The sequence below is a fragment of the Olsenella sp. kh2p3 genome, from assembly GCA_900119625.1.
In the GTDB taxonomy this organism is placed as follows: Bacteria; Actinomycetota; Coriobacteriia; order Coriobacteriales; family Atopobiaceae; genus Tractidigestivibacter.
Genome location: FPKD01000003.1, coordinates 1 through 18232, shown reverse-complemented (window position 1 = coordinate 18232; position 18232 = coordinate 1). Strand labels below are relative to the sequence as shown.

Annotated in this window: 14 protein-coding genes and 1 pseudogene; 14 read left to right on the top strand and 1 reads right to left on the bottom strand. The window is 60.8% G+C overall.

Going from position 1 to position 18232, the window contains the following annotated elements:
- Positions 1-117 precede the first annotated feature (117 nt).
- From dnaE to BT122_RS05070, 13 genes are all read left to right on the top strand, one after another.
- On the top strand, positions 118-4017 hold the full coding sequence (gene dnaE / locus BT122_RS05130; RefSeq protein WP_072354921.1) for a DNA polymerase III subunit alpha: 3900 nt from the start codon (positions 118-120) through the stop codon (positions 4015-4017).
- A gap of 196 nt (positions 4018-4213) precedes the next feature.
- The gene (locus tag BT122_RS05125) at positions 4214-4594 is read left to right on the top strand and encodes a desulfoferrodoxin family protein (protein WP_072354920.1); all 381 of its coding nucleotides are present in this window, start codon (positions 4214-4216) and stop codon (positions 4592-4594) included.
- 140 nt (positions 4595-4734) lie between these two features.
- Positions 4735-6660, top strand: coding sequence for a nitrilase-related carbon-nitrogen hydrolase (locus BT122_RS05120; protein WP_072354919.1), 1926 nt, complete (start codon positions 4735-4737; stop codon positions 6658-6660).
- Positions 6661-6742: 82 nt separating this feature from the next.
- Positions 6743-7396 (top strand): crossover junction endodeoxyribonuclease RuvC, encoded by a 654-nt coding sequence (gene ruvC / locus BT122_RS05115; RefSeq protein WP_072354918.1) that lies wholly within the window; start codon positions 6743-6745, stop codon positions 7394-7396.
- Positions 7393-8025, top strand: a complete 633-nt coding sequence (ruvA, locus tag BT122_RS05110) for a Holliday junction branch migration protein RuvA (protein WP_059054727.1) — start codon at positions 7393-7395, stop codon at positions 8023-8025. Before ruvC ends, ruvA begins: the two co-directional genes overlap by 4 nt.
- On the top strand, positions 8022-9089 hold the full coding sequence (ruvB, locus tag BT122_RS05105; protein WP_072354917.1) for a Holliday junction branch migration DNA helicase RuvB: 1068 nt from the start codon (positions 8022-8024) through the stop codon (positions 9087-9089). Before ruvA ends, ruvB begins: the two co-directional genes overlap by 4 nt.
- A gap of 39 nt (positions 9090-9128) precedes the next feature.
- The gene (locus BT122_RS05100; RefSeq protein WP_072354915.1) at positions 9129-9542 is read left to right on the top strand and encodes a hypothetical protein; all 414 of its coding nucleotides are present in this window, start codon (positions 9129-9131) and stop codon (positions 9540-9542) included.
- 125 nt (positions 9543-9667) lie between these two features.
- Positions 9668-11479: an NTP transferase domain-containing protein gene (locus BT122_RS05095; protein ID WP_072354914.1), complete on the top strand. Its 1812-nt coding sequence runs from the start codon at positions 9668-9670 to the stop codon at positions 11477-11479.
- A 260-nt stretch (positions 11480-11739) separates the two neighbouring features.
- Complete coding sequence (locus BT122_RS05090; protein WP_143189981.1) at positions 11740-12669, top strand: extracellular solute-binding protein; 930 nt, start codon at positions 11740-11742, stop codon at positions 12667-12669.
- 5 nt (positions 12670-12674) lie between these two features.
- Positions 12675-13478 (top strand): ABC transporter ATP-binding protein, encoded by an 804-nt coding sequence (locus tag BT122_RS05085; RefSeq protein WP_072355042.1) that lies wholly within the window; start codon positions 12675-12677, stop codon positions 13476-13478.
- On the top strand, positions 13475-15073 hold the full coding sequence (locus BT122_RS05080) for an ABC transporter permease subunit (RefSeq protein WP_072354912.1): 1599 nt from the start codon (positions 13475-13477) through the stop codon (positions 15071-15073). The genes BT122_RS05085 and BT122_RS05080 overlap by 4 nt, the downstream gene beginning before the upstream one ends.
- A gap of 24 nt (positions 15074-15097) precedes the next feature.
- Positions 15098-15985 carry a sugar phosphate nucleotidyltransferase gene (locus BT122_RS05075; RefSeq protein WP_072354911.1) on the top strand — a complete coding sequence of 296 codons (888 nt, stop codon included), beginning with the start codon at positions 15098-15100 and terminating at the stop codon, positions 15983-15985.
- Positions 15986-15994: 9 nt separating this feature from the next.
- Complete coding sequence (locus BT122_RS05070; RefSeq protein WP_072354909.1) at positions 15995-17143, top strand: glycosyltransferase family 4 protein; 1149 nt, start codon at positions 15995-15997, stop codon at positions 17141-17143.
- Here the strand turns inward: BT122_RS05070 and BT122_RS05065 are convergent.
- Positions 17140-17898 (bottom strand): LicD family protein, encoded by a 759-nt coding sequence (locus tag BT122_RS05065; protein WP_072354908.1) that lies wholly within the window; start codon positions 17896-17898, stop codon positions 17140-17142. The two genes, BT122_RS05070 and BT122_RS05065, sit on opposite strands and share 4 nt — an antisense overlap.
- A gap of 110 nt (positions 17899-18008) precedes the next feature.
- Here BT122_RS05065 and BT122_RS05060 point away from each other — a divergent pair.
- A pseudogene (locus BT122_RS05060) lies at positions 18009-18232 on the top strand (hypothetical protein); the annotation flags it as partial.

The window sequence follows — 18232 nt, the reverse complement described above, 5'->3', positions numbered from 1 at the left end:
TTCTACCTGCGGCAACGTCATTGCCGCAGGTAGAGTGGGGTATAGGTCAAAGCTCGCGCCGCATTCCTTCTGCTATGCTGTGCCAAACACCACAGCATCACCCGGTATGGAGAACACATGGCATTCGTTCACCTACACAATCACTCGGACTTCTCGATCCTCGATGGCGCCACGCCCATCCCCAGCATGGTCAAGCGTGCCATCGACGAGGGGATGCCCGCTGTTGCCCTTACGGACCACGGCTACATGTTTGGCATCCCCAACCTCGACCTGGAATGCCGCAAGTACAACGACGACCAGGCCAACATGAAACAGTGGCGCCACGACGTCGAGTGCTTCAAGAAGAGTTGGGACCTCGAGGAGCCCGAGCCAGACGCAGACGACGCGAGCTACTTCGATCGCGTCCACGACCAGTGGGCAAGCGACGTGGCCGTGTGGGAGTCCTCCGGCCACGACCTCGCTGCGGTCCAGGCAAACCGCCCGCGCCTCAAGGTGAAGCCCATCTTTGGCTGCGAGGCCTACTTCATCACCGATGACTGCATCGAGCGAGGCACAAAGCAGCGCCGCTACCACCTTATCCTCCTCGCCAAGAACGAGACGGGCTACCACAACCTGGTGAAGTGCATGTCCAAGGCCGCCGGCCACGAGATGATGTACTACCGGCCGCGCACCACGCTCGACATGCTCAAGGAGTACCACGAGGGCCTCATCTGCCAGAGCGCCTGCGTCCAGGGCATCATTCCCCAGTGCATACTGGACGGTGACTTTGACGGTGCGCGGAGATGGGCAGAGACCTTCCGTGACGTCTTTGGCGAAGACTTCTACATCGAGATACAGGACCACGGCCTCACCTTCCGCAATGGATGGGATGACCGCAAGCTCGACGAGTACCTGGTCAAGATGGCGCACGAGATGGGCGTGAAGGTTGTTGCCACCAACGACTTCCACTACCTCACGCGCGAGGACGCCCCCACGCAGGACATCCTTTCCTGCATAGGCAAGGCAACCACGCTCGACGACCCCAACCGCATGCGCATGGAGGGCTCGGAGTTCTATATGAAGTCCGAGGACGAGATGCGCCAGCTCTTCTCCTGGTGCCCTGAGGCCTGCGACACTACGCTCGAGATTGCCGACAAGTGCAACTACGAGCTCGACTGGACCCACATGTACCTGCCCGAATACCCTGGCCTGCGCCCCGGCGAGACGGCAGACGAGCGCTTCCGCGAGGAGTGCGAGAAGGGCCTTGCCAAGCGCTACGGCGAGAACTGGCGCGACCTCACCATTGGTGGCTGGAACGTCAAGGACCGCTTCGAGCACGAGTACAAGATCATCACCGAGAAGGGCTTTGCCAACTACTTCCTCATCGTGCAGGACTACGTGCAGTGGGCCAAGGACAACGGCATCGGCGTGGGCCCGGGCCGTGGCTCTGCCGCCGGCGCCATCGTCGCGTACGCCATGAACATTACGAACTTCGACCCGCTCGAGAACGGCCTCATGTTCGAGAGGTTCCTCTCGCCGCAGCGCTCCGAGATGCCCGATATCGACATGGACTTCGACGACGAGCACCTCCAGGACGTCCTGCAGCACGTGCGCGACGTCTACGGCGAGGACCACGTGTGCAAGGTCATCACGTACTCGACGATTAAGGCCAAGCAGGCCATCAACGATGCCAACCGCGTCCTGGGCTTCCCTGTCTACAAGGGCCAGCAGCTCTCAAAGATGCTCTCGAACGACCCCAAGCTCCAGCTTGCCAACGCCCTCCACAAGAACGAGAAAAAGCCCGACCAGTACTCGCCGGACTTCGAGGAGGCCTACAACAAGGACCCGGACGCCCACCGCATCATCGACGCCGCCCTCTCCATCGAGGGCTTTATGCGCGGCGAGGGCGTCCACGCCTGCGCAACGCTCATCGCGCCCACGCCTGTAACAGACCACGTGCCCACCAAGCTCGACACCAAGGGCAACGTCACCATCACCCAGTACGAGGGCCACTCCGTCGCGGACATGGGCCTGCTCAAGATGGACTTCCTTGGCCTGCGCACGCTCACGGTCATCAACAAGGCGCTCGCGAACATCCGCCACTCCTACCCCAACGCCTCTGACATCGACCGTATGCCAGATGCTGTCAAGGCCTGCATCAAGCCAGGCGCCACCTGTGTGGACATCGACGTGGACAAGGTCGACTTCTCGGACCCCAAGATCTACGAGCTTCTCGGCAAGGGGTACACGGCCGGCGTGTTCCAGGTAGAGTCTGCCGGCATGACCGCCACCATCAAGAACATGCAGCCCAACGCCTACAAGCAGATCGTCGCTCTTATCGCCCTGTACCGCCCGGGCCCCCTGGGCGCCGGCATGGTCGACAGCTACATCAAGCGCATGCACGGCCAGGAGAAGATCTCGTACTACGACGACCGCCTGAAGCCGATCCTGGAGGAGACCTACGGCACCATGGTCTACCAGGAGCAGGTCATGCAGATCTCGATGAAGATGTCAGGGTTCACGGCCGGCGAGTCCGACTCGCGCATGCGCAAGCCGGTGGCCAAAAAGAAGATCAAGATGCTCACCGACCAAGTCTTCCATTGGGAGGGCAATGGCGCGGACGAGACGATCTACGACCACTGGATGAACGGCGCCGTCGCAAACGGCTACAAGCGCGAGGTGGCGCAAGAGATCTGGGAGAACGTCCTTGAGTTTGCCTCCTACGCGTTCAACAAGTCCCACTCCGCCGGCTACGCCATCCTAGTCATGCAGACCGCGTGGCTCAAGGCGTACTTTCCGCGCGAGTACATGGCCTCGGTCCTCACGTCCTACATGGGCAAGACCGACAAGATCGTGCACTACGTCACGAGCTGCCGTCGCGAGGGCATCCAGGTCCTGCCGCCTGACATCAACGAGTCCGGCAAGGATTTCACGGCAACGGCCGAGGGTGTGCGCTTTGGCTTCGCCGGCATCCGTGGCGTGGGCGAGGGCGTGGGCGAGTGCATCATGGCCGAGCGAGACGCCCACGGCCCCTTCAAGAACCTCCACGACTTCTGCGAGCGCGTGGACGGTTCCCAGGCCAACCGTCGCGTGGTCGAGTCTCTGATCAAGGCAGGCGCCTTCGACTCCACGGGCTACACCCGCATGCAGCTCATGCACTTCGTCGACAAGAACAACCCCGAGAACATCATCGACGCCGCGGCGCGCCGCCAGAAGGAGCGCGCGGTGGGGCAGTTCTCGATGTTCGACATGTTTGGCGATGTGGCGGGCTCAGGCTTCCAGGACGAGGTCCCCGCGCCGGACGGCGTGGAGTGGGACCGTCACATCAAGCTCGCGCAGGAGCACGACGTCCTGGGCATCTACGTCTCTGACCATCCGCTGCGCCCCTACGCCTACGCGCTTGCCAAGGCGCGCGACTACACAATTGCAGACCTTTCGGTCTCGGAGGAGTACACCGATCCCAACACCGGCGCCACCACCGAGCGCTTCAAGGTCCCCGAGGACAAGCCCATACGCCTTGCCGGCATGGCAACCTCGGTCCAGAAGAAGACCACCAAGAAGGGTGATGCCATGGCCATCGTCACCCTCGAGGACATGGAGGCTGAGACCACGCTCGTGGTCTTCCCCAAGGCCTATAAGGAGTGTGCGGCCACGCTTGCCGGCGAGGTTGACCCCGAGACCGGTGAGAGCACGGGCGACGTCTTTATCAAGGTGGTGGGGCGCCTGGAGCGCGGCGACCGCGGCGACCAGCTGATCTGCTCGTCCATCGAGCCGCTCGAGCTTAACGACAAGACCAACCGACCCAAGGTGCTCGAGATAAACATGCCCGCCAACCTCCTCACGCGTGGCCGCATGGACAACCTGGGCGAGATACTTGGCCGCTACCCTGGCCTCGACCGCGTGGAGCTGCGTGTGGAGAGCGCGACGGGTGATGTCATGCGCATGGAGCTCCCCACGCGCATCGACGCGCACAACATGGTCCTCATGGCCGAGGTCATCGACCTCATCGGTCGCTCCGGTCACGTGAAGGTGGCCTAGCTCCGTACCGCTGCCTTCCATGGGCGCGCCCTTTCTTATTGGCAGTCTTTTATATGTAGGTTTAAAGATAGCAATTAAGCGGATGCATGAAGTGGCAAGCAGTGGGGGACAATAGCAATAGTGGCGGTCGCTCCTGCGGCCGCAGGCATTGGCGTCAACCCTGCGGGGCTGAACCAAAACTAGGAGAGGATGTCCCATGGCAGATGTAAAGATTTATCGCTGCAAGCACTGTGGCAACATCGTCGTGAAGATTGTTGATGGCGGTCCAACGCCCGTGTGCTGCGGTGAGCCCATGGAGGAGCTTGTTGCCAACACCACCGACGCTGCCGTTGAGAAGCACGTTCCTGCGCTGACCGTCGAGGGTGACCGCCTTGTTGCCCGCGTTGGCTCCGTCGAGCACCCCATGACTCCCGAGCACTACATCGAGTGGCTGCTCTTCGCCGATGGCACCAAGACCGTCATCCGCTACCTCAAGCCGGGTGACGCCCCCGAGGCTCGCTTCCACCTGGGCGAGGATGGTAAGGCTACGGTCTACGCCTACTGCAACCTCCACGGCCTTTGGAAGGCAGAGGTCTAAGGAGCCAGACTCCCAGACAGCGTTACTCTTCGTGCCGTCCCGGCAGCGCTGGGGCGGCACGCTTCTCTCTGGGTGGCATGTGCGAGCAGGGCGGGGATACAATCATCAGCAGGTTTATTTGGCAGGGGGAAGGTCCAAGCATGAAGATCGCGGTTGCTCAGATGAGGACCACGGCAGGCGAGCTCGAGCGAACGGCAGAACGTATGGTGGAGCTTGCGAAGAAGGCCGCAGACGAGGGAGCGCAGCTCGTGGTGTTCCCGGCCGCCGCCCTGATGGGCGTTTGGCCAGTCGATCCGCCCAGCCAGGAGGGTCTTCTGCTTGATCTTGCGGAGGTGCTGGTCAAGATCTCCGAGGAGGTCCCCTGCCCCTGCATTGTGCCAGTTCTCTCGGATGCGGACGGGGCGCCCGCCCCCGAGGCAATGCTCGTGCACGACGGGGAGCTTACCCCGCTAAAGCTCTCGGCGCTCCTGCGCTCATCGGCCACAGGCCAGACCGACAAGTACGCGGGGGAGGGCTTGGAGGAGGATGGCCCCGCGCCCGATCTTCCTGTCTTCGAGCTGGGGGGCGTCCACTTTGGACTCGCCTTCTCCTTCGACGACCTCAACGACTTCGATGACTACGACTTCGACGTGGACGTGATGCTCTATCTTGACGGCTATGGGTTTGCCATGGACGACCCATCATCTGCCATGGGAGTCTCTGTCTCGGACGGCCGTTTCATGGATGACGCCGAGGCAACAGGCGCCTGGATCGTTGGCGTGGGCTCGCTTGGCACCTACGGAACCCAGGTGTTCACTGGCTCGAGCTTCGTACTCACGCCGTGGGGAGAGCTTGCCGCGCAGTCTCCCTCCTTCGAGGAGGACCTCCTCATCGCAGACGTTGACCCGGAGCTTAATGGCCCTCTCGACCATCCACTGAATCCCGAGGTCTACGACTGTCCCCTTGTTGCCTGGAACGCGCTGGCACAGGGCCTTACCGAGTCCCTCTCGCAGATGGGCTTCACCCAGGCAGCCGTGCTGGTGGATGGCACGTTGGACTCCAGCGCCGTTGCCACCTTGGCCACCGACGCGCTTGGGCCCACCAACGTCCATGCGCTGCTCGTAACGGGTATCGACGACAAGCTCGACTCATCTGCCCGAAGGCTTGCTGAGAACCTCAGGCTGCCGGTTCGCGAGCTTCCCATGGCTGCGCTCTCGCCCGATCACGCCCTGGCGGCAGACCTCGCGCAGGCCCACCTCGTGGCGCTGGCCAGAGAGGAGGGTGCCATGCCGCTCTCGAACCACGACAAGACGGCGCTTGCCTTGGAGGTTTTGCCTGGATCTATGCCGCGCGCAGGCCTTGCCCCGCTTGGTGACGTCTACCGCTATGCCGTGATCGAGCTTGTGCACATGAGAAATACCATCTCGCCAGTCATCTCGCGCACCTCTCGGCACGCCTTCGAGGTGCCCGCCATTCCGGGCATCGAGGAGTGCGGCCCCACGCCAGAGTCTCGCCTCGACTTTGTCGACTACGTGCTCGCAAGCCACATCGAATGGGGGCGTCCCCTCTCTGACATTGCGGACGATGGGGGCCACCCGCAGGTGGTTTCCGCGATACTCGATCGCCTTGCCTCATGTGAGCCAGCACGGATGTCTTGTGGACCCGTCATCGTTGCCTCGTCGCGGACACTCGAGGACGTTGCATGGCCGCTTGGGATGATGTGGCGCGATCGTGCGCGCACCAAGGCAGAGCGTGCAGGCGAGGGCATTGGCGGAACCATCTCGCTTGGTGACGACCTCGACGAGGCAATTGCCCAGGCGGCAGAAGAGCTGGGCAGTGTTGCGGGGTCACATGACGCCAGCAAGGGGCAGCAAGGCGGAGAGGAAGCCAGCGTTCCCGCAACGCCTAGGGATCGCGAGAAAGACATGCGCGACATACTCAACCTCCTCCGAGACTTCTCGCTTACGGGAGGCCTTGCCGCCGACCAGCCCGAGGGGCGTTCCGGCAGGCATGGGCAGGGTGGTCGACCTGGACCGGGTGGAACGCCTGGTGACAGCTCCATATGGAGGACCTTCTCAGAGAACTAGCCCGCACTTCCCACGGGCGCACGGTATGCTAGAATAGAACGAACGTTCTAACCATCTTCATACGGTGGAGGAGGTGCTTCTCGTGATTATCCTGGGCATTGACCCCGGCCTTGCCAACACTGGCTGGGGAGTGGTCGAGACCCGTGGCTCTGTGTGCAGGGCGCGCGCATATGGCTGCGTCTCCACCTCGTCTTCGGAATCTATCGATCGCCGCCTGGGCAAGATTTACGAGGGCATCTCCAAGGCTATAGAGACCTATACGCCCAGTCAGCTTGCCATCGAGAAGATCTTCTTTGGTGAGAACTCCCGCTCGGCTCTCGCTACGGCGCACGCGCGTGGCGCGGCTCTTGTTGCAGCGGCAGAGGCTGGGCTTGAGCTAGGGGAGTACACCCCCATGCAGATTAAGCAGGCAGTTGTGGGTACTGGGTCTGCGGACAAGCGCCAGGTCATCTTCATGGTGAGGAACATACTCGCCCTTGATCACGACCCTCGCCCGGACCACTGTGCGGACGCCCTTGCCGCAGCCATCTGCCACGCCAACCTCACGCGCACGCAGCGACTCACGCGCGAAGGGGCGGCGGTTCAGGTCTTCGAGCAGGAGAGGGCGCAGGAAGAGCTTGATGCCGCCACGGCGCGCGGCGTTACGGCGGCAGCAACGGCAGCGCGTCTTGCTGGGACCCGCGGGGAGGCGTCGCCCTTGGGTCACGTGCGGCAGAGCAGGAGGAACACCCAATGATCGTGCAGCTCACAGGTACTCTTGTCGAGGTGCTGCCCTCTCATGTGGTCATCGACGTTGGGGGCGTTGGCTACGAGCTTGGCGTCTCGGCTACTACGGCGGCATCGCTGCCGGCGGTGGGCGAGGCTGGCGTCACCGTGCTCACGCGCATGCTCGTGAAAGAGAACTCGGTAGAGCTCTATGGCTTCGCCACGCGCGAGGAACGTGCCGTGTTTGACAAACTCGTAGCCGTATCCGGCGTGGGGCCAAAGCTTGCGCTTGCAGTGCTCTCCACGTTTTCGCCGGCAACGCTTGCCACCATCGTTACCCTTCAGGACGAGGGCCGCATGGCGCAGGTGCCTGGCGTGGGCCGCAAGAAGGCGCAGCGGCTCCTTGTTGAGCTTCAGGATGTCTTTGCCAAGGACGCTACCTTGCGCGGTCTTGTGGGCATGAGCGAGCCTGAGGCACGTCAGTCCAAGGTGCCCGACACCGCCCAGTCCGTTACCGACGAGGCAACGGCCGCGCTCCTTTCCATGGGTTTCTCGCCGCAGGAAGCCGAGCTCGCCCTTGACGGGCATGAGGAGGCTGGTGCCGTGACGGTCGAGAAGGCCATCCAGTTTGCGCTTAAGAGGCTTGGAGGCAACCTGTGACGTGGGAGGCACAAGAGGAAGACCTCTTCGACGACGTGCCGGGTTCTGGCCATGGCCACGGAGGGCCTCGTCCCGTGACGGGGGAGCTCACGGCGGACGACCTAGAGGTCGACCGCAGCCTACGTCCCACCACGCTGGACGAGTACTGTGGCCAAGAACGGGTTCGCGACAACCTTCGCGTGCTCATTGCCGCCGCCAAGGACCGCCATGAGACGCTTGACCACGTGCTCTTCTCCGGTCCTCCGGGTTTGGGAAAGACAACGCTTGCAAACGTGGTTGCCAACGAGATGGGCGCGCGCCTTCGCACCACCTCCGGGCCGGCCATTGCGCGCACGGGCGACCTTGCCGCCATTCTTACCAACCTCGAAGAGGGTGACGTCCTCTTCGTGGACGAGATCCACCGCCTCAACCACCAGGTCGAGGAGGTCCTCTATCCCGCTATGGAGGACTTCTTCCTCGATATTGTCATTGGCAAGGGGCCGGCCGCGCGCTCCATCCGCCTCGATGTCCCGCACTTCACGCTCATTGGCGCAACTACGCGCACGGGGCTTCTCACCGGCCCACTTCGCGACCGCTTTGGCATCTCGTATCGCCTGGACTACTACACCGTCGACGAGCTCAAGCGCATTGTCCAACGTTCGGCCGCCATCCTTGGTGTCGAGATAGACGAGCAGGGCGCCGCCGAGATAGCCTCGCGCTCTCGTGGCACGCCGCGCCTTGCCAACCGGCTACTTAAGCGTGTCCGAGACTACGCGCAGGTGAGGGCTGGCGGCGCCATAACTTGGGAGGTTGCTGCTGAGGCGCTCTCGTTCTTCGAGATAGACGAAATGGGCCTCGATTGGATGGACAAGAAAATCCTTACGGCGCTCACGAGCACCTTCAGGGGTCGACCCGTGGGTCTCACCACCATTGCCTCTGCGGTGGGGGAGGACCCATCCACTCTCGAGGACGTCTACGAGCCATATCTCTTGCAGCGTGGCCTCATCGTTCGCACGCCGCAGGGACGCCAAGCAACTCCTGCCGCCTTCGAGCACCTAGGGATGCCGCTTCCGCCCCAGCGCTAGTATCATGGTCGCGGAAGCATATGCAGAGAGGATGGCACCATGCTTGAGAGAGACTACATCACCGAGCTTATCTCGCAGTTCGTCGAGGCGGTGACAAGAGCGCTTAAGCTTGCAGTCGAAAAGGGCGACCCTGCCTCTTGCCAGGCAGTTGAGCAGCAGGTTGCAGACCTCATCGATCTTGATGCCCAGACCGCCATGGCGCTCTCGCCGGACTCGCTCGTTACCATGCTCGTGCTCTCTGGCATGGGAGACTCGGTGGCGTCATACGTCTGCTACGCGCTTGACCGTGTCTCGCGCGTGTACGAAGCGCATGGCGAGGAGGACCTTGCTGGCCTGCGGCGTCTTCAGTCCCAGGCAGTTGGCGAGAGCTTTGGCTGCGACCCTGCAACGCCTCCGGAGGAGCTTGCGTCGCTTGACGCAGAGCTCTTTGGCACCACCGGAGATATAGCGTAGCGAGAGCCGCCTGCACAACGTGTTACAGATGTTCACATTGCAGAGCATTTCTTCAATTTATTGAACATTCAGCTTAACTTTGGCATACTGAAGCTTACTGAAAGCTTACAGGTGTCGGAGGTCGTATGGCACTTTCAAGAAGCATGTTCAAAGTTCTTGTTGCCCTTGCGCAGTCTGATGTTCGTATGACCCAACGTCAGCTCAGTGCCGCTTCGGGCCTCTCCCTTGGAACCGTAAATGCAGTGCTTCACGATGCCGAGGAGGCAGGCCTAGTCGAGGACGGGCTTCTTAGCATCGATGGCCTTAAGTCGCTCAAGCCCTACGAGGTGGGAAACGCCATCATCATGGCCGCTGGCCTCTCCTCTCGCCTTGCCCCCATCTCCTACGAGAAGCCCAAGGGCCTCCTCCGAGTTCGCGGCGAGGTCCTTATCGAGCGCCAGATTCGCCAGCTCCAAGAGGCGGGCGTCACTGACATTACCGTTGTGGTTGGCTATAAGAAGGAGTACTTCTTCTACCTTGCAAGCAAGTTTGGCGTTCATATCAAGGTAAACCCACAGTACGCCACGAGGAACAACAACTACACGCTCTGGCTTGTGCGAGATCGCCTGGACAACACCTACGTGTGCTCGTCGGATGACTACTTCGAGGAGAACCCCTTCGAGCACTACGTCTACGAGGCCTATTACGCCACGCAATATGTGAGTGGTCATACAGACGAGTGGTGCGTGGCTACAGGCTCGGGTGGGCGAATCACCGAGGTGAGCGTGGGTGGCGCTGACGCTTGGACGATGCTCGGACATGCCTATTTCGACCGGGCTTTCTCCACGGCGTTCGTTCCCATCTTGGATGCTGCCGTGCGCAAGCTCGAGACCGCAGACATGCTCTGGGAGGATATATTCCGGTCCCACACGAATGAGCTGCGCATGGTTGCGCGTCACTACCCCGGCGCATCAATCCATGAGTTTGACACCCTCGATCAGGTGAGTGGCTTTGACCCTGCCTTCATCGAGAACGTTGACTCTAACATCTTTGAAAACATCGTCTCGGTCCTTGGATGCGAGAAGTCTCAGATCCACAGCTTCTATCCCTTGAAGCAGGGCCTCACCAACCTCTCGTGCCACTTCTCGGTGGGCGAAGGCGCGGACGAGCGGGAGTACGTGTACCGTCATCCTGGCCTTGGCACCGAGAAGATGGTCGACCGCGCTGCCGAGGAGGCGGGGCTTCGCCTCGCGCGTGACCTTGGGCTCGACAACACCTTCATCTACGAGGACCAGCGACAGGGATGGAAGATCTCGCGGTTTGTGAGCAACGCCCGTCCCCTTGACCCGCATGACCACGTGCAGCTTAAACGCGCCATGGAGATGTGCCGCAAGCTTCACGAGAGCGGCGCCACGCTCAGCCGAAGCTTTGACTTTGTCGAGGAGGGCCTTGGGTACGAGAGGCTCCTCGCAGAGCGCGGGCCCATCGAAATCCCGGGGTACAACGAGCTCAAAGAGAAGGTCCTGCAGCTCAAAGAGCTTGCTGAGAAGGACGGATTCCCGCGCTGCGTCTCGCACAATGACTTCTTCTACCTCAACTTCCTTATCGACGAGCAGGACGAGTACAGCCTCATCGACTGGGAGTACGCGGGCATGTCTGACGAGGCAAGCGACTATGGCACCTTTGCGGTGTGCTGCGAGCTCTCCAATGCGGAGGCAGAGGAAGCCCTGCGCGACTACTTTGGACGCACGCCAACCATCCGCGAGCGTCGCCACTTCTGGAGCTATGTGGTCTTTGCGGGCTGGTGCTGGTATGTGTGGTCCCTCGAGAAGGAAGCCGAGGGTGACAACGTAGGCGAGTGGCTTCTCATCTACTACCGCTACGCGCAGGACAACGTGGACCGCGTGCTCTCCTGGTACGAGGGCGTCGAGCCAAGAGGCGAGCGTGAGGCTTCGTAACTGTCCCTACGACTGCGGGGCAGCTCGCAAAAGCCCAGGCATCTTGTGTCCTTTTTTGCATATGCCGTTCATGCTCCTCGCGCATGCGTGTAGTATGAACATGACAACTTCCTTACATGCAGTTGATGTGTTCATGACAAACGCTTGGCGGTGGCAGTATGGCGGGACGCGTTCACAAAGGCAACGCTACCCCGGGAATCTCTCGTAGGGGTTTCCTTGCGCTGACCGGTGGCACCATCGCTTGCCTTGGTCTAGGAGCCATGGCGGGCGCGGGAGGGACATCGAGCAACTCGGTTGTTATCTACTCGTGTGGCGAAGGCATTCGCAACGAGACACAGATGACCGCCCTGCGTGAGGTTTTTCCATCCTACGACATCCGCATGCACTACATTACCACGGGAAACTGTGCCGCCCGACTACGCATGGAGGGCGCCTCAACGGAGGCGGACATAGTGATGGACCTCGAGGGCGGCTACATCAACCAGGTATCCGACAGCCTTGAAGTCCTTTCTGATTTTGACGAATCAATTTTCTGCGAGGACCTTCGCGATCCGGATGACCGCTACTTTCCCTTCTCCCGCGAGAGCGCTTGCATTGCCACGAATGATGACGTTCTCTCGGAGCGTGGCATACCTACTCCCACCTCGTACCAGGATCTTCTTGATCCTGTGTACGCCGGTGTGGTTTGTATGCCTAACCCCAAGACCTCGGGCACGGGTTACAACTTCCTAAAGAGCCTCGTCAACGCGTGGGGCGAGGACGCCGCATTCGACTACTTCGATGCGCTGGCGGAGAACGTCTACCAGTTCACCTCGTCGGGCTCCGGTCCCGTTAATGCGCTGGTACAAGGCGAGGCGGGCGTGGGGTTTGGCATGACCTACCATGCGGTTTCCGAGATTAACGACGGTGCCCCGCTTTCCGTTCACTTCTTTCAGGAGGGGTCTCCTTGGGATGTCTACGGTTCGGGAATCATCCAAGGACGAGGAAACCGCCAGGCGGTCCACGACGTCTTTGGGTGGCTCTGCACCGAGGGCGTACGAATTGATAACGAGACATATGTGCCCGATCAGGTCCTGGTAGGCGTGACGCCCGAGATTCCCAACTACCCGAAGGACATCATTTATGCCGATATGACCGGCATCACCGATGTGGACGAGAAGATGCGTCTGCTGGAGAGATGGAGCCACTGATTGCGATGACTGGACAGAATACCGATTCAAACGCAGCGCCAAAACTCTCCGCCCAAGGCATTACAAAGTCCTTCGACGGCCGCGAGGTGCTCCATGGAATAAGTTTCGACGTGCTACGGGGAGAGTTCCTCTCGATTCTGGGGCCTTCGGGCTGCGGAAAGTCGACCATCCTGCGCATTCTCATTGGTCTTGAGCACCCTGACGCAGGCTGCGTTCTCCTCGACGGCAAAGACATCACGGACGCTGCTCCAAGCAAGCGTCACATGGGGATAGTCTTTCAGGACTATGCGCTCTTCGAGAACATGACCGTGCTGGGAAACGTTGAGTATGCGTTGCGCTTCGACCCAACCAGACGCGAGCGCCGTACCAAGATCGCGCTCGAGGCGCTCGCGAGCCTTGGCATGGCCGACTATGCAAACAAGCCAGTTGCGGGACTCTCTGGCGGCCAAATGCAGCGCGTGTCCATTGCGCGAACGCTTGCGCTGAGCCCCGAGGTCATCCTCTTTGACGAGCCTACGAGCGGGCTCGATGCGGACGCACGACTGGCGCTGCGCTCGCAGCTCAAGATAATCCAGCGAGACCACGGGACCACGATGGTCTTTATCACTCATGACCAGGAGGAGGCTTTTGCGCTGGCAGACCGCGTCATGGTGATGGGGGAGGGTTCCATCCACCAGCTTGACGAACCGTTGAGGATCGTCGAGGACCCTGCCGATGACTATGTTCGTGACTTTGTGGTGAGCAACCTCAAGGCCAAGTATGACTCGCTCGCGAGGTTCGCCTCGCCGTTGAGGGAGGAGGCGGAATGACTCGCTACAACACCTCACGCGGCACGAGGGTCCTCGAGATTGCACTTCTTCTATTCTTCCTGCTTGCTGTGGCATTCCCCCTCGTTGGGATGTTCTCCCGCCTGGCAGACCCACAGGTGCGGGAGGTCTTTGGGACCCCGGCTTTTGCAACCGCCTGCGTCAACTCCCTTGTAGTGGCAGCCCTCACCACGGTCATCTCTGTGCTTGCGGCGCTCCTAATGTCGTGGGTGCTCTGCAGGACCGCGATACATGGAAAGGGCGTCTTTGCCGGTCTGCTCACGGTTCCCATGCTTGTCCCCTCGCTGGCTCACGGCATGAGCCTGGTGTATCTCCTGGGGTCAAACGGCATACTCACGAATCTCTTGCATGGCTCGTGGTCGATTTACGGCTATCCGGGCATCGTGATGGGCTCGTTTCTCTATTCGTTTCCACCGGCTTTCCTCATGCTCTACGACGTGATGCGCTATGAGGACGCCACGCCCTATCAGGCCGCCGATGTATTGGGCATTCCCAAGGGCAGCCAGTTTGCGCACATCACGCTTCCGTTTTTGAGAAAGCCGCTTGTATCCGCTGTATTCGCGACCTTCGCACTAGTAATTACCGACTACGGCGTACCGCTCATGGTGGGCGGCAAGGTTACGACGCTTCCCGTGCTCATGTACCAGAACGCGGTGGGGCTTCTCGACTTTGACACCGGCGCCGCCATCGGATTTGTCCTGCTCGTCCCCGCAGTCATCGATTTTCTCGTCGACGTGCTGGCACGGGATAACGCTAGCGCACGTTACGTGTCTCGTGGATTCGAGAATAAGCGGAGGCCCGTTAGAGATGCTTTGGGTTATGTCGCCGCGGTACTGGTGACTCTTGCCTTGCTGCTCCCCATCGCAACCTTCTGCATGGTCTCGTTTGTGACGAAGTACCCCCTCGATTTCACGCCAACCCTTGCAAACGTGGGGCGCGCGTTCACCATGGGGGCGGGTTCATACTGGGTGAACTCGCTTTTCATAGCGCTCGTGGTGTCTATCTTGGGGACCATCGTCGCGTATCTCGTTGCCTACATCACGGCACGCGTCGGTGGAGTTTCTGCTCGTCTTCTTCACTTGGCATCGGTGACTACGCTCGCCGTTCCGGGCATTGTCCTGGGCCTCTCCTTTTCCCTTGCGTTTAAGGGGTCCCCCATCTATGGGACGTTTGCCATCCTCATTCTGGTGAACCTGGTGCACTTCATCGCGTCCCCGTATCTTATGGCCTACAACTCGCTCTCCAAGGTGAACAAAAACCTTGAGGCGGTTGGCCAGACCATGGGCGTGGGACGCGCGCGCATCGTTTTGGACGTCCTTGTCCCGGCGACTGCCGACACCATCGCCGAGATGTTCTCGTTCTTTTTCGTCAACTGCATGGTGACCATCTCTGCGGTCTCCTTCCTTTCAACCACGCTTGACATGCCGCTCGCGCTCCTGGTGACCGACCTCGATGCCCAGCGCCTGGTGGAGTGCTCTGCCTTTGTTGCTGTTCTCATCCTTTTCACAAATGTTGTTGAGAAGGCGGTCGTGGCTTTCGTCAAGCGCTGCCGCCATGCCCAACAGACAGCCATCTAGTAACCAAGTGGAGGTACTTTAGCTATGACGCACAAGGAGTTTCTCGTTCTCTCGACCATGGCCACGGCTCCTGCGCCGCTTACCCAGCGTGCCGTGGCGGCACAGACAAAGATGTCAGTGGGGAGCGTGAACGAGACTATCTCTACGCTTTCCGACCTCGGCTATGTTTCCGAAAGGCGGGTGACTGATGAGGGCCTGGATGCCCTTGAGCCCTTCCGTGCCAAGCGTGCGGTGCTCATTGCCGCGGGCTTTGGCTCTCGAATGGTGCCCATCACGCTCAACACGCCCAAGCCGCTGGTTCGCGTTGGCGGCAAGCGCATCATCGACACCATCCTCGACGCCGTCTACGCAGCGGGAATCACCGAGGTGTACGTGGTGAGGGGCTATCTTGGCGAGCAGTTCGACCAGCTCCTCTACAAGTACCCCACCATAAAGTTCATCGAGAACCCCCTCTACAACGAGGCGAACAACATCTCGAGCATGGTTGCTGCCAAGGACCTTCTCCAGAGCGCCTACGTCTTTGAGTCTGACCTTCTCCTGAGAAACCCCAATCTCATCACTCGCTACCAGGACCGTTCGAACTACCTGGGAATTCCCATGGAGCGCTCCGATGACTGGTGCTTCAAGGTAAAGAACGGCATGATTAACCACCTTGGCATTGGCGGCGATGGTGGGGTCTGGCAGATGGTTGGCATCTCGTACTGGACGCCCGAGGACGGCGCAAAGCTCGCTGAGGACATCCCTGCAACGTTCGCGATGCCTGGCGGCAAGGAGCGCTTCTGGGACGAGACTCCCCTTACCTACTTTGCCGACAAGTACAAGGTCTACGCTCGCGAGTGCTCTCTTGCGGACGTGACGGAGATTGACTCGTTCCGCGAGCTTGAGGCGATAGACCCTGCCTACGACTGCTAAGCTGGGTTCATGTCACGAACCTACGCCATCTTCTCTGCGCAGTACCTTCCCCACGTGGGAGGGGTGGAGACGTTTACCGCAAATCTTGCCCACCAGCTCGTCTTGGGTGGGGACAGGGTGTGCGTGGTGACATCTGCCCGCGATGGTGCGCCGGAGGTCGAGACCCAGGAAGATGGCGTACGCATTGTGCGCCTGCCCAGTGTCCAGCTCATGGGCGGAAGGCTTCCCCTTTCGCGTCACGGCTCACGCGAGAGCTCTCTACTCTCTGCCGTATCCAGCCTCGGCGTCGACCGGGTCCTTGTGAACACCCGTTTCTACGGAACTTCAGTCACCGGTCTTCGCTTTGCTCGCGAGCACGACATTCCTGCGGTGCTTCTCGACCATGGCTCAGCGTGGCTTACCTTTGGGCGCAGCGGTGCACTTGATGCTGCCGCCCATGCGTGGGAGCGTCGCATGACCGCCCGCGACGTGAGCCTGGGGGCTACCTTTGCCGGCATCAGCGAGAAGAGCGCGGCATGGCTTTCGACCTTTGGCATCAAGACGTCGCTGGTCATTCCCAACGCCATCGATGCGGCGTCGTTCCGGGGCGAATCGTCTGGCAGGGACTTCCGCTTCGAGCTTGGCATTCCAAACGATAAGACACTCGTTGCTTTCGTGGGCAGGCTTGCGCCCGAGAAGGGCCCCGAGCGCCTTCTGGCCGCAATGGGGCAGCTGGGCGAGAAGTACGCCTGCGTCCTTGCGGGCGAGGGGGCTCTGCGTCCCCAGCTCGAGCGAGACCTCCCCGCGAATGCGCACCTTGTGGGAAACCTAGGCCATGCGGATCTCTCTGCCCTGCTCTCGCAGACAGACGTCTTCTGCCTTCCCACACGCTCCGAGGGATTTTGCACGTCGCTTCTCGAAGCGGGAGCCTGGGGCGTTCCCTGCGTGGTGCCGGATGTGGGTGGCGCTCGGGAGGTGCTTTGCCAGGGCGCCGACACCTTTGGATGCATTACAAACGACCGCGAGTCCGCAACCATGGCTGATGGAATTCGACGGGTTTCAGCATCTTGGACGCCCGAGCGTTCGCTGAAACTGCGTGCACACGTTGAGCGCGACCTGTCCTGGCCTCAGACGGTGCGGGCATTGGAGCACGCCTTTGCACAATCGTCTGGAGACTAGTCTTCGGGCTTCTGGAGCCATCGCGCATCCACGTTATGGGGGATGCGATCGGCCTCAGGAGGAGGTGTCATGTAGTCGCCGTAGAGTCTCGTGAGATAGGCGTCATACTCGCGCGGAGCATCGAAGAGCTCACCCTCGAAGGTGATCGGAGCGGTTTCAAGGAGCGTCTTCGGCATGCGCTCGCGCGGTCCGAATGTCCAGACAACCTGTCCAATCTCTGTGGCCTCCTCGATTGGTGTCTGGCGAGCGATGTCATCCATCTTGTGTGCGACCTCGTAAACGTCATCCTTGGGCATGATTGCTCTGAGCACACGTTTGGCTATCTTAGCTCCGGTGGAGGACCCCGCATGGACGTTTGCCGTGAGGTAGTCATACTTTCTGCGCAGACGTAGGCACTCCTCGAAGGGTCGGTCATCCTTGCCAAGTCCGTCAAGTGGAAACACGTCAACCCAGACGCCTGTATGGCTCCAGCGATTGTCTACATAGTGTTCGATGACTTCAGTTCTCGTGTCCACAACCTTGACGAAGGGGTAGATTGACGAGCGGTCCCGGTACCAGGTTGGTTTGAGATAGGGTTTCGAGGTCCTTTGCGAAAAGACCTCGACAAAGCGTTCGTAGTCGGGTCGAGGCATCACAAGGTCTACGTCATCGTCCCAGGGAATGAATCCATGGTGGCGAACTGCCCCGAGAAGCGTCCCCGCGTAGAGCATGCAAACGAGTCCCTCTGCATGGCAGACGTCAAAGATTTGGCTCATCGTCACTTCTGGTGGGTAGCGCATCCCTGCGGTGATGCGTCTGACTCCTCCGGGCGGTAGGATGTTGCCCTGCAGGGGGATGCCGGACACAACCCACCGGGGAGGCGGCTATGGAAGCGCAGGCCGGGATGCTCGCGAGGCTCTTCGAGAGGTCGATGGGACTGGGCCCCGAGTGGGAGGTCTCCGACGTCTGGTTCGAGGAGCGCGACGGCGCCCCCGACGAGCTCCACGTCCGCGTGGCTCACGTGAGGGGGCAGGCCGTCGAGTGCCCCGAGTGCGGGCGGAGGTGCGGCGTCTACGACACTCGCGAGCGCACCTGGCGCCACCTCGACAT